The sequence below is a fragment of the Moritella sp. 28 genome (genome assembly GCF_018219435.1).
Lineage (GTDB): Bacteria > Pseudomonadota > Gammaproteobacteria > Enterobacterales > Moritellaceae > Moritella.
In genome coordinates this window covers 3,341,954-3,357,172 of the sequence record NZ_CP056121.1, presented here as the reverse complement: position 1 = coordinate 3,357,172, position 15,219 = coordinate 3,341,954, and the positions used below count along the sequence as shown (strand labels likewise).

Below are 15,219 nucleotides of genomic sequence, written 5' to 3'. Positions count from 1 at the left end.
TTTGTTGGAATTAATTAAAGCTTTTTACTTGAAAACAAATCGTGTAATCCACATCTATTAATTAGGCGCTTACGAGGCCTAACGTAAAGTAAACAGCAACTGCCTAACGGAGTATGTTTTTACTTTTTACATATAAACCGGAATAAAAATACATCATGGCTAAGCGCAAAATAATTTGGCTTGGTGACTATGATAATATTGCTCAATGGAGAATATAATTATGCGTACTTTTGACTTCACTCCCCTATACCGTAGTGCAATTGGCTTTGAACGTTTAGCAGCACTTGCTGAAACGGCTGCATCAAACCGCCAATCTGGTAATAACTTTCCTCCGTATAACATCGAACAACTTGATGACAATAACTATCGCATTACGATGGCTGTCGCAGGTTTTGACGAAGCGGAAATCGATATTTCAACCCAAAATAATGAATTATTAGTAAAAGGCACGAAAGAGTCTGTGGCGAAAGAAGACGATCAACGTACTTTCTTACACCGCGGTATTGCTGAACGTAACTTTGAACGTAAATTCGAGCTTGCCGATCATGTTTTTGTCAACGGGGCAGACATGCGAAATGGCTTGTTATATATCGATTTAGAACGCCAGTTACCAGACGCAATGAAACCACGTAAAATAGCCATTAACGGCGCTAAAACCTTATCTGCAGAATAATACTGCACAAACACTGTTATAGATTGGCAGTGTCATTAACCTTATAAATTATATTCGGCTTAGTGGGAATTCTTTCATTAAGCCTGTTCCCCCCAAGTATCTGAAAGGCTTGGGTATATAAGTGCTGCTCAGCAGGCTTATAGCTATCTATTGTTTGAGGAAAATAGAGATGACTACAACGACTACATTTGATTTTGCACCCCTATATCGCCACGCGGTTGGCTTTGATCGCTTTGCTAACATGGCACAAAAATTAGTTGAACAGCAATTAGCATCACAGCGTATGTTAGATGCGAACTATCCACGTTATAACATAACTCACACAGGTGAGTTAGATTATCAGATTACACTGGCGCTAGCTGGTTTCTCACTCGAAGAGATCGATATTACTGTGACGGCTGATGAGTTGGTTGTTACCGGTAAAAAGCAGCCAGTAGAAGTCACTTCAACATTGTTGCATCAAGGCATTAATCAAGCGGATTTTAGCCGTAAATTTGCACTCGCCGACCATGTACATGTATTGGGTGCTGAAATGGCTAAAGGATTACTGACGATTAATCTACAACGTCAGGTGCCCGAAGCATTGCAACCTCGTAAGGTGACTATTGGCGCTTAAATCTGGCCAGTAAAGTTTTGTTTTAAACACGTTAAGCGCATCAATAATGATGCGCTTTTTGTTTTTTAGGCTAGGAGGATGGTAAGTTATAATTGAGGATTAAACTAAATTATCAAATGCAGTTAACGTTAAATCACAATTAAGTACTCGGCCATGTCCTTGTCCTTGTGTTGTGACTAAATCGATAGTATTTGCTTCTTTTGCGGCTAATTCTGAGGTGCTGAAATTGGCAAATTTATCATGCTCATCATGCACTATAATGGTTTTTTGCTGACGAGATATGAGTGTTTTATAGGGGTTGATCGTCTCTAGCCTATAGTCATATTGGTTTTCAATTTTTTTTATCATCTCACCAAATAATTTCATTGAATAGCCAGAACTACCAACAGTGTCATATAAGCTTTCAACATAGTTTAATACAGGTGCAATTAATAAGAAGGGTAAGGCTTGTACTTTAGGGTGACGACTCTCTAAGACGATTGTCGATCCAATGCTATGTGCAATGATACCTACTACGTCATCAATATTATCGACGATTTCATCGAATGCTTGTACAAATGCGGGCAGGTGAGCGTGACGCCCTTCACTTTGCCCGTGTGCAGGATGATCGTAGGCCAGCGCAGTAAAACCTTGTTTGGCAATATGCTCCATCAACGGAAAGAATTGACTGGCACTACCAGACCAACCGTGGCTTAAGACCCAAACGGGTCCGTTACCCATTTGATAGGTATTTAGTCGGCCTTCAGATGTCATATGTGTGGATTTTAATAATCCAACCGGATCTTCATTTTTGGATGTACTACGTACGGGGGTTAACAATAAGTTCTGCGCTGTTTTTAACGCATGAGCGGGTGCAATGCTGTGATGTAATCGAGTGCCGATATTGATCATGCTGCGGCGGATTGTGAATTTGTTTCGAGTATTAAAATAAATGCTACTGCTCATCGTAAATTCCTTAAATAACACCTTTAAGCGAACGGTCGTGCTATTTTTTATGTTTGAAACGCGTCAAAACGCGCTTAATATTTATTCTGTATGTATTTAGGATTTTCGCGTGTTTTAGCATGACCGTACTTTTAATGCTAGCGTTGAACTCACTAAGCATTTAATTTATAACTAAGTAGGTATTAAATGTGCAAGGGAGGTGCGATGTTAAATTATTTGGTATATCGGTTTATGACTTATAGATGCCCGTATCTAATTATTTATGCTGACTTCTGTTCTGTATTGGAAATTAAATAAGGTTTTTAGGGTCATTAGTAAACATCTTCTCTACCCAGTGACAGCGGGATCGTTTATGCTTAAGTTAATTTCAAAAATGAATTAAGGAAGTCGTATGCGGATCACCGCTAATTTTGATGCTGGTAATATTGAAGTCATTAATTTAGATGACAAAAATGATGTACAACTTGCAATTCGCCCTGATGTGGGTGAAGAATTTTTCCAATGGTTTAACTTCCGTATTGACGGTGTAGTCGGTGAGCAATACACACTTAATATCCTTAATGCAGGAGAAGCGGCTTACCTAGAAGGCTGGGAAAACTACCAAGCTGTTGCCTCATACGATCGTCAGCACTGGTTCCGTATTCCAACTTTTTATAAAAATGGTAAATTAACTATCATTGCTGAAATGGATTGTGAGTCAATGCAGATTGCTTACTTTGCACCGTACAGCTACGAACGTCATCTAGATCTACTTGCTGCAGTGCAAATGCACCCATTAGTAAGCTTAGAGCATCTTGGTGAAACGATTGATAAGCGTGATTTAACTTTAGTTAAGATCGGCGATGGCGCTGAAGGTAAGCGTAACATCTGGATCACTGCGCGTCAGCATCCAGGTGAAACGATGGCTGAATGGTTAGTTGATGGTTTAATGCATAGCTTACTTGATAGTGATAACCCAACGGGTAAAGCATTATTAGACAAAGCTAACTTCTACATCGTACCAAACATGAATCCAGACGGCAGCGCACGTGGTCATCTACGTACCAATGCATTAGGTGTAAACCTTAACCGTGAATGGTTAAACCCAAGTCTAGAAAAAAGCCCAGAAGTATTCCATACCATTAATAAGATGAAAGAAACTGGCGTTGATTTATTCTATGACGTACACGGTGATGAAGCTCTACCTTTTGTATTCCTTGCGGGTTCACAAGGTACGCCAAGTTATAACGACAGATTAGCGAAACTACGTGACCGTTTCTCTGACGTGTTCAAACTGGCAAGTGCAGATTTCCAATCTGAATTTGGTTATGACGTTGATGCACCAGGTACAGCCAACATGACAGTGGCAACTAACTGGGTAGCAGAAGAGTTTGATTGCCTTGCAAACACTATGGAAATGCCATTTAAAGACAATGATAACTTACCTGATCCTATGATGGGTTGGTCACCAGAGCGTTCTATTAAGCTTGGTGAAGCATCATTAGTGGCTATGCTCGCTGTGGTTGACGATTTACGTTAATCGGCTTTAGTTATTAAAGGCTAAGGCATAAAGCCCGTGCGTACTCGTTGTTTTATAAACAGTATTTACGGGCTTTTTTGTATCTAAAATTCGCGATAGTAAAGGTTTTGTGAGGCATATCGGCTTGTTGAATTAATTAACGTGGTCTAAATAGCGAATTTAGACATATACTCCATAAATACTGACCAAATTTGGTAGGGGATATGGGGTTATGTCACAAGAAGGTAACCAGATCATAGTGCATGGTAGAGTACAAATGGTCGGCTTTCGTTATGCAACAGTGGAGCAGGCGCAGCAACTCGGTTTAACCGGGCACGCAATTAACCTGAAAAACGGAGATGTCGAAGTACAGGTCTTTGGCGATAAAACTGAGCGAGATAAGCTTATTTTATGGTTGCGAGAGGGACCGGATGCAGCACAGGTCGATGCATTAGAAATCACCGCTATTGATTATAAAAAATTGCCAAATTTTACTCAGGGCTAATTAATTACCTTCCTTTTGTATGAACTATAAAGCGATTCACCTGCCTGATATGCACATCTCGGTAAGATAAGCAGACTAAACCTGCAGCTTATCGACAAAAATGTACATAAATTATGTTTAAAATAGTTATGTATCAACTCTAATCTAAAATTCAAGGGTCGAAGGAAAGGACCGTGTGCGCTTACTTAACCGCATTTACTTGGTTTATGGTCATCACTGGATAACAATGAAAAATCTACTCACAACAAAGCTAAACGTTTCCTTAACTAATATAACTAGCTGCCTTACTCAATTATGCAAATTTCGTATTAATATCAGTATGACAACGTTTTTATTACTGTATTCTTTTTATTTTGGTTTTGTACTTAATATACCTATTAGCGCACGTCTAATTGATATCACGGAACACACGAACAGTTGGTTATTTGTATATACCGCACCGGTAGTATTAAGTTGCGCCTTTTTTATTATTTTTTCGTTATTTGCAATTCCTTACTTCGCGAAACCATTTTTTATTTTTGTACTTGTATCATCCGCAATTGCTTCTTATGCAACATTAAAATATGGGGTTTTATTTGACTATTCGATGGTTGAAAATGTTATTGAAACTAACACCAGTGAAATGTCTTCCTATATAAATTTATCGTCTATTAGTTACCTATTCTTTATAGGTGTTATTCCAGCCGTATTAATCGCCTTAATACGCTTTAATACCCAAGAAACCTTACTTAAGCGTATTTTAAAACGCTTAATGTTAATTATATCGGCTACTCTCATCATCCTGTTAATTCTCGGCTTTTTTTATAAAGATTATGCTTCGGTAGGTCGTAACAACGCTTACCTGAATAAAATGATTGTGCCTGCGCATATTTTTAATAGTGTTAAATATATAAAGAAAGAAGTGTTTACTGAAAAATTCACTTATAAAACCCAAGGGACAGACGCGACGCAATTACTCGCGAGCAATGGGAAACCAACCCTGATGGTATTAATTGTCGGTGAAACCGCTCGCTCTATGAATATTGGGTATAATGGCTATTCGCGTAATACAAATCCTTATACTGAAGATATGGGCATCATTTCTTTTAAAGATGTCTCATCTTGCGGCACTTCAACCGCACATTCACTACCGTGTATGTTCTCAAACCTAAATCGTAGTAATTATGATAAAAACCGCGCTAACAGCCAAGATGATGTGCTTGATGTATTAAAATATGCCGGTGTAAACGTATTATGGAAAGATAATGATGGTGGTGATAAAGGCGTCGCAAAAAGGCTAACCAAAATTAGCATTGATGCTTCACAGTATCGTGATGTATGTGACAATTCAGTTTGTTATGATGAAATAATGTTGAAATCATTTGATGATGAAGTCGAAGAACTAAAGGGAAACAAGTTAATCGCTATGCACATAATAGGTAGTCATGGGCCTACCTATTGGAAGCGTTATCCGCAACAAAAAGAATTATTTACTCCATCATGTAACCAAAGTGATATTGAAAATTGTTCTGACGACGAAATTGTCAATACTTATGACAACACGCTCGCTTATACTGATTATGTAATTGCCGAAACAATTAAAAAATTACAAAGTTATGCAAACGATTATAACGTTGCCTTGATGTATATGTCTGACCATGGTGAGTCACTGGGTGAGAACGGCTTATACTTGCATGGCACGCCTTATTCTTTCGCTCCTATAGAACAAACACAAGTGCCTTTATTTATGTGGATACCTCAGCAATATGCCGATGCCAAAGGTATTAATAAAAACTGCTTGATAGAAAAAGCACAAGCCGGGACTTTTTCTCACGATAACCTATTTCATACGCTACTCGGATTTTACGGTGTTGAAAGTAGTGTAATAAACCAAGATTTAGATATTACTGCGAGTTGTCGTTTGTAACTAGACCCCTACATTCCCCTACAAAACTCTGTATTTCTTTAGTGAAATAGTGCCGTGCGCAGAGAGGGGAATACCTTCAGCGGCAAGCTGTTGTCTTTGATAATCACCACGGCTACCTTGCAGTGATATTTTGCCTTGGCTATTTACAATACGATGCCAAGGCAGCTTGCTGTCGGTTGGTAAGCGACTAAGCACTTTACCAACCTGGCGTGCGTGACTTGGCATGCCCGCTAACTTAGCGATATCGCCATAGGTGGCAACCTTACCTGCAGGTACTTGATACACCAGAGCAAATACTTGCAAATCAAAATTATTCATATTAATTAAAAACGCAGTTTGGTCACCAGTTGCTCACCTAAATTAACATTACTTGATGAGCCGTTAAGGGCATCTTTAGTGTCACTAATTAATGCTTCCATACCGGTTGTAATACTGTGTGAATGACTTAACTGTTGCTGTACTTGACTAATGGTTTGTTCTACTAAGCTCGAACTTGAATGAGCTTGAGATACGAGCTCTTGCAAACTTTGCATCGTCACTGTCGCGATATCAACACTGTCATCAATAATATTTGTTACCTGTTTTTGTTTATCAATGATCGCCGCTGAAATATCCATGATTTTTTTCATTTCACCTTGGATCTGGTCTGCAGATTGGTTTGCTGTATTCGCAAGAGCGCGTACTTCATCGGCCACCACGGCAAATCCACGACCATGTTCACCTGCTCGTGCCGCTTCAATTGCCGCATTTAGCGCAAGTAGGTTGGTTTGGTCGGCAATGCCTTTAATAGAGTCAACTAATTGACCAATGTTTTTATTGTTCTCGTCTAGGTTAGCGAGCAGTACGGTAAACTCAGCAATGTATTGTGCAGAGTTTGTGATGTTACCTGTCAATTCTTCAAGCTGTTGAATACCAGTCTGAGAGATATTTGCGGTACTTTGTGCAGAATTGAACGAATCATTTGAAAGGTTTTCTATACCCTTTGACTGCTCCATAAACCCTTGAATTAAATCGAAATTTTTCTCTACGTTGTTAAGTCTGTGTGCCGAGGATTGATTGACTTTGTGTGCATTTTGAGTGATTTCTTGGGCTATAGATAATAGGCCACTACTTTGTAGTTGGTCTAAAAGTTGTGCTTTACTTTGCAGTGCCACTAAGTCTGTTTCTGAGATAAGAACTTGTCCAAGAGGGACTTTATTAGTGTTAAAAAAATTAAACATAGCTTAGATCTGCCTTTTTTAGTCGTTTATAATTTATAGCGGCAAAATAGATCCCGCTGAATATTCTTAAGCAATAATTAGACCGTAAATTGTAATAAGAGATAATTTATTTTTCTTCTTATTCATTATATAGTTATTCTTTATCCTTGAGATGACTATTTGACTATAGTTAAATAGTAGTCTTTTTGTATTATCGGCATCAGCTGCGATTTACTTAATCATTCTTGTTATATTTTTTAAAACGGGTCGACATTTATAAAAAGTTAAGTATATTGTGCGCAAGGCAGTTAAGAGAGGTTACCCTGATGTCAGAAATGAATGAAGAGACGATATTGCACTTAGATAATCAGGTTTGTTTTGCCTTATACAGTGCGACGAATGCGATGGTTCGTGCATATCGACCAATGTTAAAAACACTCGATCTTACTTACCCACAGTATTTAGCTATGTTGGTTTTTTGGCAGCAAGATAAAATTAGTGTGAAGGTATTAGGTGAACAGTTACACCTTGATTCCGGTACGTTAACACCCTTGTTAAAGCGCTTAGAGTTGAAAGGGCTTATTCGTCGAGAGCGAAGTAAAGAAGATGAGCGTGCTCGTATACTGTGTCTAACAGATGTTGGCTTAGCCTTAAAGGAGCAAGCAAAAGATATTCCTATCAATATGTTTTGTCAGGCTGGCTTACCAAAAGAAGAGTTGCTGATGATGAAGGCGAGCTGCGAAGCATTGTTAGGTAATTTAACTGATTAATGTTCGGCGAAGTATTGATTAAGGGCTTGTTGCCATTCAGGGCTTTGACGAATATTGAGTAGTGCTCGGTTTAATTGCTCGGTGTAAGGGCTATTGTCTTTAATGGCCAAACCATAATTTTGTTTTTCGAATTGATAAGGTAATACTGATATTTGTTGATAACGTCCTTGTTGTTTTTCTTGTTTTAGCTTGTACTTTAAAACCGCATTATCATCAACGATAGCGTCAATTTTTCCGTCATTAAGTGCAATTAGCATATCATCAAGGTTCGTAAACGCTTGATGTATTATTCCTAAACTATCAAGATAAATAGAAGACGTGGTCGAGACTGTGGCCCCGACATTCAGCTTGATTAGATCATATGGACTTTTTATATCAGTATTGAGTAACCCCAAGGTGAAGGTACTGGCTAGCATAGCGGTAATGCTGGCAATAAATAAGGTGGATGCGATGGCTAAAAATACCGTCAATACTCGCCCACTCAAGGTTTTAAATTCAAAATAGTTGAAAGGACCTTTGGTGATGAATAGGAGGCCAAGAATAAAGGCTTCTAATAATTGTGCTCTTGCTGATGGCATTGAATACAATTTATGATTAACTTTATGTTCGAGTAGGTAAAATATCCAGCCGATAAGCCCTGCACATATGAGGATAATACCAATAGCAAATAATAATGTAGTATTGGTGATGATATCGACAAAAGAAGCGAGATAGCCTTTTTGTTTTACTGCAATGGCTAGGTGTGTCTCATAAAATGAGTGTGAAAAATCCATGAGTAGTTCACGCTCCGGCGTAATAGTAATACAGGATATTCCCACTTCTACATTGCCATTTTCAACGGCACTTAATAGCCCTTTTAAAGTGTAATCTCGCATCTCATATTGTAGGTCGATACTATCGGCTACACGTTGCCACAATAAGATGCTCAGTCCTGTGCTGGTGGATTGTGGACTACCATTTGGATGTAAGCTCATGACAAAAGGCGGGCAGTGATAACTTCCAACGTTAATGACTGAACTACTATGGCTATACGATGCCATACTGTATAAATAGCAAAAAACGCACAGTTTTATGAGCGGGTGCGAGAATGGATGCATAACAATCCTCAGAGCTTGGTCAATGAGTTAAAGTCAGTTGTTATCTACCTATCAAGTCTAGTGGAAAACGGAAAAAGGTTAATTAATATGAAATTTAAATTGCCAGTATCGTTATTATTAACGGGAATATTAAGCGGTTCACTCATTGGGTGTTCGAGTTCAAGTGATAACGGTACGAACGGTGTTGCTGAAAATAGCGATGTAACGACGAATGAAATGTATTGGGTTGCTCCTGAACGCATAGCTTGTCAGGGTATTGTGCCTATGCAGTGCTTGGTGGTCAATCAAGTGATTGATGGCAAGGTCAGTGAGTGGCAGTTATTTTATAACGATATTGCTGGTTTTGAATTTGTACCTGGGTCTTTTTATAAGTTGTCTGTGGCTAAGTCAGAAGTGGCAAACCCGGCTGCTGACGCGTCAAGTTCATCGTATACATTGATATCCGAGGTAGATAAAACACCACGTCATTATGCACCCCATACAATGTTAACTGAAAATAGAAAGTGGAACCTTAAACAACTTGTTGGCTTAGGTAACGTAAATCCAGTAATACTTGAGCAACCCGCTAATATTACTATTTCTGGTGATCGTTTGTCTGGCTTCTCAGGCTGTAATAATATGTTTGGTCAGGTACAGTATTTATTTGAAGATGAAAAATTGCAGAATACCTTATTAAAATTAGGGCCTGTCGGTTCAACGCTTATGGCTTGTGCAGATCCAAATGCGAATGCTGTAGAGCAGAAATTACAGCAAGCACTTGGTGTTGTGAACGCCATTCAAGTGCAATGGCCATTTTTAAATATGTATCAAAATGATGAATTGATGATCCAGTTTGTTGCCGAAGATTGGGATTAATCGAAACTAAAAACCTCACGTGTTTACGGTAAGAAGCACGTGAGGTTTATTATTGTCTTATATTGGCGAATATTAAGCCATATTAAGCGCGATGCGTTCTATTAATTTCATTTCTCTGCTGAATTTAATCGCAAGTAAATCTTGCTCTGGATCCCACCTCACTATTGTTGTTTTGATTACTTCCGTAAAATAGTTATCAAACTCCATGATTAAGTTTTCATCTACAGTAAATTTCCTTTTTGTTTTTACTTTTGCCAGTAATCCCGATTGCGATATGTTACGAACTTCAATGGGGATTTTAAAGAAATCAAATAGCCCTAGCTTACTCACATACAAGACTGGAAACTGTTCCCAATTGCTAAAGCGTGTGTGTCCACGGCTAATTTTTATCGATTGGTCTTTTTTTACACTAAGCATTGCATATCCATATTTTTATGTATATTTGCAAACTAGCAAACGTCTGTAGCTGCCCCCTTCAAATCTAGTTTAAAATTAATGAAATAGCCTGATAAATTATAGGAAAAAAGCAATAATATGTTTTTTATGCTGTTGATTTTCATCAAGCCTAGTTGAATGTGTGTTGTACTTCAGTCTTTTCTTCATTAAAATACTAATACGAATTGTTATTGTTAAGGTGTTTTTAACTGTGTCGCAAATTCTCATCGTAGATGATGATATACAACTGTGTGAATTACTCACTGAAGTTTTAATGGAAGATGGTTATCAGGTGCACAGTGTGCATTGTGGTGAAACTGCACTAGATTACATACAGTCTCACCCTGTTGACCTCGTATTACTCGATGTCATGCTTCCCAATATTAATGGTTTGCAAGTGGCAAGACGTATCTGCCAGCGCTTTGCGACACCTATTCTAATGTTGACTGCATTGGCGGATGAAACGGCAATGCTTGATTGTTTACAAGCCGGTGCGGATCAATATATTGCGAAACCTTATCATGTACCTGAGTTATTAACGCGTATTCAAGTGATGTTACGTCGTGTTGGTTTAGAAAAGCAAAGGCAAAACCTAGGTGGTGAAAGTTCAATCCTCACACAGCTATCACGTCTATCACTGACTGGTACAGAAGCTGAATTACTTGAGTACCTGGTGTCACGTCATGAAATTGTGGTATCGAAAGGTGAATTGCAAAAACAAGTATTAAAGAAAGATTTATGCCCATTTGATCGTAATTTGGATATGCACATTAGTAATATTCGCCGCAAAATGGTGCAATCAGGTCTGTCTAAATTACATATTAAAACGGTACGCGGCAAAGGTTATAGTTTTTTTGAACACGTCGGCAGTATAGCGATATGAGTCTCGGGTGTGTTAAAACGGCAAGGCGATTGTTTTTTTTAGGTGATAGTCAAGGATTGGCATTTCGATTATTTAGCTATTTTGCTATTACCCTTGTCTTAATTCTTAGTCTACAGAGTATCGCTGAAATGGCTTTGGTGCGAGTGTTATTGCATCTGCCCGCTAATGTTAAAGTGGAGATGTTGGATCTTGCGCAGCAAGCTGATGCATTACTTGATAATAAAGACAGTGAAGGGAATGTCGATAGAGCTAAATTAGCGGAGTGGGAAGAAGCGCAATCAAGTTATTTATTTGTACTCGACGATAACCTTGAAGAAGTGAGTACGCGGGTCATGCACCCACACTTTAAGTTCAAATTACGTTACATTCGTCCGCTCGATACAATTTTAGAGAACAAAGTTAATAAGCCCGTTATTTCGTTACCCTTGCGACCAGGCTATCAGTTAATCGTTCAGTTTTCCGATAAGCAACATCCGGCACATTACTTCCCTTATTATTTTGCGGCCATCCAATTTATCATTACTAGTATATTGCTGGTTATATTTTCATTATTACTCGCGCGGCATTTACAACAACCGTTACATCGTTTAAAAGCGGCGAGTCGCGGCCTTGCTGAAGGAGATTTTAGCATTCGGGCATCCCATAAAGTGGGCAATAGCGTGACCGAGTTTAATCAGCTTGCACAAGATCTGGATGATATGGCTGAGCATATTAATCATTTAATTGGTAAGCAGAAAAAGCTCATTACCGACGTCTCGCATGAATTAAGAACGCCACTTGCAAGGCATAGTTTGATCTTGCATTTATTACGGAAACGTTGTCCTGATGAGGTCGGTGATTTATTAGATAAACTGGATAATGAATCTGCTGAAATGAATAATCTTGTCAGTGAAATTCTGGAGTTTAGTCGCTTAGGGCATGAAAACGTATCGGTTAACTTGGTGCCAACACAGCTTGAATCCTTGTGTCAGATCCAGGTGATGCAGAATGAAATGGATTTAAAACCACAACAATCACTGCAAGTCGAGCTGGATAATACGACACCTATGGTTCTTGCTGATAGTCGTCTATGTTTAAGAGCGATAAAAAATGTGCTTGATAATGCGATTAAGTATGCGGGGGATAATGCTGCTATCGTATTAACTGTTAGCCAACAAGGTCAATATGTAGAGGTTGTTATCGCTGACGATGGCATCGGTATACCGGCACAGCAACTATGCCGTGTTTTTGATCCGTTTGTACGTATTGAACAAGCAAGAAATAAACAGTCTGGTGGTTACGGACTTGGACTTGCGATTGTAAAGGAAGCAATGCTTATCATGCGCGGTGAAGCCATTGCGGAACTAAATGTAAATAATGGCGTCACGGTGAAATTACGTTTCCCTATCCAATAATAGCTATTAATCACTCATATTTTATAAAAACGGCTTATTTCATATTGAAATAAGCCGTTTTTATGTGCGCCACTGGTTGATAAGTATCCTACTTATCTGCTTCATTAATGTTTACATTTACTACGAATGCAAAGAATGTAATTTTGATACAAATAGTAATGATTATTAATTAGACTCCTTTTCATTAAGTCGACCTACAGCAGTAGGCGTGAAATTTAAATTAATGAAAAAATGAATCGGAGATAACGGAATATGTTTTGTAAAACTCGATTAGCTGTCGTAATAGCGACAGTACTTGCAGCGCCAAGTGCTTACTCTACAGAAACGGTAGAAACAGATGAGCACATGGAAGTTGTAGGTCGTGATTATGGTTATAAAGTTGATACAAATAGTACTGCAATGCGTGTTGAAGCTACTCAGCTTGAAACTCCAGGGCAAGTAACGGTTATTGATGAGCAGCTAATTGATGAGCAAAGAGCAAGCACACTAGGTAACGTACTTAAAAATGATGCAAGTATTTCTGCTGGTGGTGTAAGCCGTAACCGTGAATCGTTCAAGTTACGTGGTTTTGATTTACAAAGTAGCAGTGGCTTCTTGCGTGACGGTAAGCAGCATTGGTCTCATTACCGTCAGCCAATTGAATTACTAGAACGTGTTGAAGTATTAAAAGGTCCAGCAGGTCTACTTTACGGTAAATCAGCACCTGGTGGTCTTGTGAACATGGTGGCTAAAAAGCCAACTTACGACACTCAAGTAAGTATTAGCCAAGATTTAGGTTCAAACAATGATTCTCGTACGACTGCGGATGTGAGTGGCTCATTAAATGATGCGCAAACATTACGTGCTCGTGCGGTTGTATCTAAGCAAAGTTACGATTCATGGCGTACATATGGCGATGGTAGCACACCATCGACAGAACGCTTTGTTGGTGGTTTGTTTGTTGATTACGACTTAAATGACAAAGTAACTTTATCTGTGCATTACGATCGAACTAACGATAACGGCAGTGTTGATTCGGGTGCTTATATTAAAGATGGTAAGCCTGTACTTGGTGAAGAGCACATCTGGGATGCACAGTGGTCAACCATTGAAAATGACGTTGAAAATGTTGGTTTTGATATTGCTGCACAGCTATCTGATAACTTGAACATGAAACTCGGTTATAACCACCAAGATTTCAGACGTCGTGATACTGAAAGTTTTACAGACCCAAAAAGTTATGACCCTAAAACTGGTGAAGTAACTTATCAAGTATACGACCGTCTTGATCATTGGGTATTTAATACTGCATTTATTGACTTTGTCGGTGAATTCGATGCATTTGGTATGCAACACCAAACATTAATTGGTGCAAACTGGTTAGGTTACTACTATTCAAAATTAAGTGAAAGTAGTGATGATTTGACTGGTGTTGTTGGTCAGCCATTTGATAAGCCAAGTGGTACAAATGCTGAAAATGATAAGACGAAATCAATAACTGAACGTGATTCATACGGTATTTATGTACAGGATATGGTAACGATTAACGATCAGTGGCAAGTACTTGCTGGTTTACGTTTTGATCGTGAAATCAATGAGAAACATACGTATAGCAACGTATTACCGAAATTAGGACTGATTTATCATCCTAAAGAGAATGGTTCGATTTATGCAACTTACTCAGAAAGCTTTGAACCAAAAGATCCAGTAAATAGCGCTAAAGATATTAATAATGGTATGGAGCTTGACCCTGTAAAAGGTACGTTATATGAGATTGGTTCTAAATGGGAATTAATGGATAACCAATTGTTTGTATCAGGTGCAATATTTGATATCACTCAAGAAAATATTGTTATTAAACAATCTATTGCAAAAAATAAAACTGAAACGACACAAGCAGGTAAGCAAGTACACCGTGGTGCTGAATTTAGTACTACAGGTTATGTCACAGAAGCATTTTCACTAAGCGGCTCGATGACTTATTTAGATGCTAAAATTCATGATGAATTTGATCCTGAAATCAATGGTAACCGTCCTGCTGATGTGCCTGAATTCTCTGCAAGTGTTTGGAGTCGTTACTCTTTCGCTAACAACACAGATGTGAACTTAGGCGCTATCTATGTTGGCGAGCGTTTCGGTGACGAGAAAAATACGTACAAGAAAGACAGCTACACTCGTTTTGATACCGGTATTGCTCATACTATCAATTACGACAAAGACATGGACCTAGTATTACGTTTCAACATCGAAAACTTGTTTGATACGGATTACTTAGCTGGTGGTAGTCAAAAGAAAACTATCATTGGTGAAGGCCGTAACTACATGGCTTCAATCCAATTACGTTATTAATAACATAATCTAAGCCTTCATAAACAGCAATAATCGACTCTTGATTCCATAGATGTCGGTTATTGCTTTTTGTGGTTTTATTCCTTTTAAATTTTAATTCGAATGTTGATTAATT

The 15,219-nt window shown here is 38.5% G+C and carries 15 protein-coding genes; 10 read left to right on the top strand and 5 right to left on the bottom strand.

The window, feature by feature from the left end; genetic code table 11:
* Positions 1 to 220 precede the first annotated feature (220 nt).
* Together HWV02_RS14800 and HWV02_RS14795 are read left to right on the top strand one after the other, a co-directional pair.
* Positions 221 to 673 (top strand): Hsp20 family protein, encoded by a 453-nt coding sequence (locus HWV02_RS14800; protein ID WP_211672187.1) that lies wholly within the window; start codon positions 221 to 223, stop codon positions 671 to 673.
* Between the two features lie 169 nt (positions 674 to 842).
* Positions 843 to 1,289, top strand: a complete 447-nt coding sequence (locus HWV02_RS14795) for an Hsp20 family protein (protein WP_211688436.1) — start codon at positions 843 to 845, stop codon at positions 1,287 to 1,289.
* 99 nt (positions 1,290 to 1,388) lie between these two features.
* On the opposite strand, the gene HWV02_RS14790 is transcribed toward HWV02_RS14795, so the two are convergent.
* Positions 1,389 to 2,234 (bottom strand): alpha/beta fold hydrolase, encoded by an 846-nt coding sequence (locus HWV02_RS14790; protein ID WP_211676533.1) that lies wholly within the window; start codon positions 2,232 to 2,234, stop codon positions 1,389 to 1,391.
* Between the two features lie 391 nt (positions 2,235 to 2,625).
* Between HWV02_RS14790 and HWV02_RS14785 the strand changes: the two genes are divergently transcribed.
* The 3 genes from HWV02_RS14785 to HWV02_RS14775 all read left to right on the top strand — a co-directional run bounded on the left by HWV02_RS14785 (position 2,626) and on the right by HWV02_RS14775 (position 6,143).
* On the top strand, positions 2,626 to 3,753 hold the full coding sequence (locus tag HWV02_RS14785; protein WP_211676532.1) for a M14-type cytosolic carboxypeptidase: 1,128 nt from the start codon (positions 2,626 to 2,628) through the stop codon (positions 3,751 to 3,753).
* Positions 3,754 to 3,964: 211 nt separating this feature from the next.
* Positions 3,965 to 4,237 (top strand): acylphosphatase, encoded by a 273-nt coding sequence (locus HWV02_RS14780; protein ID WP_211672183.1) that lies wholly within the window; start codon positions 3,965 to 3,967, stop codon positions 4,235 to 4,237.
* Between the two features lie 319 nt (positions 4,238 to 4,556).
* The gene (locus HWV02_RS14775) at positions 4,557 to 6,143 is read left to right on the top strand and encodes a phosphoethanolamine transferase (protein ID WP_211688434.1); all 1,587 of its coding nucleotides are present in this window, start codon (positions 4,557 to 4,559) and stop codon (positions 6,141 to 6,143) included.
* Positions 6,144 to 6,161: 18 nt separating this feature from the next.
* On the opposite strand, the gene HWV02_RS14770 is transcribed toward HWV02_RS14775, so the two are convergent.
* Together HWV02_RS14770 and HWV02_RS14765 are read right to left on the bottom strand one after the other, a co-directional pair.
* The gene (locus HWV02_RS14770; RefSeq protein ID WP_211676531.1) at positions 6,162 to 6,461 is read right to left on the bottom strand and encodes an MGMT family protein; all 300 of its coding nucleotides are present in this window, start codon (positions 6,459 to 6,461) and stop codon (positions 6,162 to 6,164) included.
* Between the two features lie 5 nt (positions 6,462 to 6,466).
* Positions 6,467 to 7,138, bottom strand: a complete 672-nt coding sequence (locus tag HWV02_RS14765) for a methyl-accepting chemotaxis protein (protein ID WP_370629433.1) — start codon at positions 7,136 to 7,138, stop codon at positions 6,467 to 6,469.
* A 530-nt stretch (positions 7,139 to 7,668) separates the two neighbouring features.
* Between HWV02_RS14765 and HWV02_RS14760 the strand changes: the two genes are divergently transcribed.
* Positions 7,669 to 8,112 (top strand): MarR family winged helix-turn-helix transcriptional regulator, encoded by a 444-nt coding sequence (locus HWV02_RS14760; protein WP_211688430.1) that lies wholly within the window; start codon positions 7,669 to 7,671, stop codon positions 8,110 to 8,112.
* Here HWV02_RS14760 and HWV02_RS14755 read toward each other — a convergent pair.
* Positions 8,109 to 9,152 (bottom strand): transporter substrate-binding domain-containing protein, encoded by a 1,044-nt coding sequence (locus tag HWV02_RS14755; RefSeq protein WP_255550354.1) that lies wholly within the window; start codon positions 9,150 to 9,152, stop codon positions 8,109 to 8,111. The two genes, HWV02_RS14760 and HWV02_RS14755, sit on opposite strands and share 4 nt — an antisense overlap.
* Positions 9,153 to 9,296: 144 nt before the next feature.
* On the opposite strand from HWV02_RS14755, the gene HWV02_RS14750 reads away from it, so the two are divergent.
* On the top strand, positions 9,297 to 10,064 hold the full coding sequence (locus HWV02_RS14750; RefSeq protein WP_211688426.1) for a DUF4377 domain-containing protein: 768 nt from the start codon (positions 9,297 to 9,299) through the stop codon (positions 10,062 to 10,064).
* 72 nt (positions 10,065 to 10,136) lie between these two features.
* On the opposite strand, the gene HWV02_RS14745 is transcribed toward HWV02_RS14750, so the two are convergent.
* On the bottom strand, positions 10,137 to 10,481 hold the full coding sequence (locus HWV02_RS14745; RefSeq protein ID WP_211676526.1) for a PilZ domain-containing protein: 345 nt from the start codon (positions 10,479 to 10,481) through the stop codon (positions 10,137 to 10,139).
* Between the two features lie 229 nt (positions 10,482 to 10,710).
* Between HWV02_RS14745 and HWV02_RS14740 the strand changes: the two genes are divergently transcribed.
* The 3 genes from HWV02_RS14740 (at position 10,711) to HWV02_RS14730 (ending at position 15,104) form a co-directional block, all read left to right on the top strand.
* Complete coding sequence (locus tag HWV02_RS14740) at positions 10,711 to 11,382, top strand: response regulator transcription factor (protein ID WP_211672176.1); 672 nt, start codon at positions 10,711 to 10,713, stop codon at positions 11,380 to 11,382.
* A 56-nt stretch (positions 11,383 to 11,438) separates the two neighbouring features.
* Positions 11,439 to 12,776 (top strand): ATP-binding protein, encoded by a 1,338-nt coding sequence (locus HWV02_RS14735; protein ID WP_255546833.1) that lies wholly within the window; start codon positions 11,439 to 11,441, stop codon positions 12,774 to 12,776.
* A gap of 252 nt (positions 12,777 to 13,028) precedes the next feature.
* Positions 13,029 to 15,104 (top strand): TonB-dependent siderophore receptor, encoded by a 2,076-nt coding sequence (locus tag HWV02_RS14730; RefSeq protein ID WP_211688424.1) that lies wholly within the window; start codon positions 13,029 to 13,031, stop codon positions 15,102 to 15,104.
* Positions 15,105 to 15,219: the final 115 nt, after the last annotated feature.

Excerpts from the sequence above, each read along its gene's own strand:
- HWV02_RS14800 (WP_211672187.1), top strand. The coding sequence starts at position 221 with ATGCGTACTTTTGACTTCACTCCCCTATACCGTAGTGCAATTGGCTTT.
- HWV02_RS14795 (WP_211688436.1), top strand. The coding sequence starts at position 843 with ATGACTACAACGACTACATTTGATTTTGCACCCCTATATCGCCACGCG.
- HWV02_RS14790 (WP_211676533.1), bottom strand. The coding sequence starts at position 2,234 with ATGAGCAGTAGCATTTATTTTAATACTCGAAACAAATTCACAATCCGC.
- HWV02_RS14785 (WP_211676532.1), top strand. The coding sequence starts at position 2,626 with ATGCGGATCACCGCTAATTTTGATGCTGGTAATATTGAAGTCATTAAT.
- HWV02_RS14780 (WP_211672183.1), top strand. The coding sequence starts at position 3,965 with ATGTCACAAGAAGGTAACCAGATCATAGTGCATGGTAGAGTACAAATG.
- HWV02_RS14775 (WP_211688434.1), top strand. The coding sequence starts at position 4,557 with ATGACAACGTTTTTATTACTGTATTCTTTTTATTTTGGTTTTGTACTT.
- HWV02_RS14770 (WP_211676531.1), bottom strand. The coding sequence starts at position 6,461 with ATGAATAATTTTGATTTGCAAGTATTTGCTCTGGTGTATCAAGTACCT.
- HWV02_RS14765 (WP_370629433.1), bottom strand. The coding sequence starts at position 7,138 with ATGGAGCAGTCAAAGGGTATAGAAAACCTTTCAAATGATTCGTTCAAT.
- HWV02_RS14760 (WP_211688430.1), top strand. The coding sequence starts at position 7,669 with ATGTCAGAAATGAATGAAGAGACGATATTGCACTTAGATAATCAGGTT.
- HWV02_RS14755 (WP_255550354.1), bottom strand. The coding sequence starts at position 9,152 with ATGGCATCGTATAGCCATAGTAGTTCAGTCATTAACGTTGGAAGTTAT.
- HWV02_RS14750 (WP_211688426.1), top strand. The coding sequence starts at position 9,297 with ATGAAATTTAAATTGCCAGTATCGTTATTATTAACGGGAATATTAAGC.
- HWV02_RS14745 (WP_211676526.1), bottom strand. The coding sequence starts at position 10,481 with ATGCTTAGTGTAAAAAAAGACCAATCGATAAAAATTAGCCGTGGACAC.
- HWV02_RS14730 (WP_211688424.1), top strand. The coding sequence starts at position 13,029 with ATGTTTTGTAAAACTCGATTAGCTGTCGTAATAGCGACAGTACTTGCA.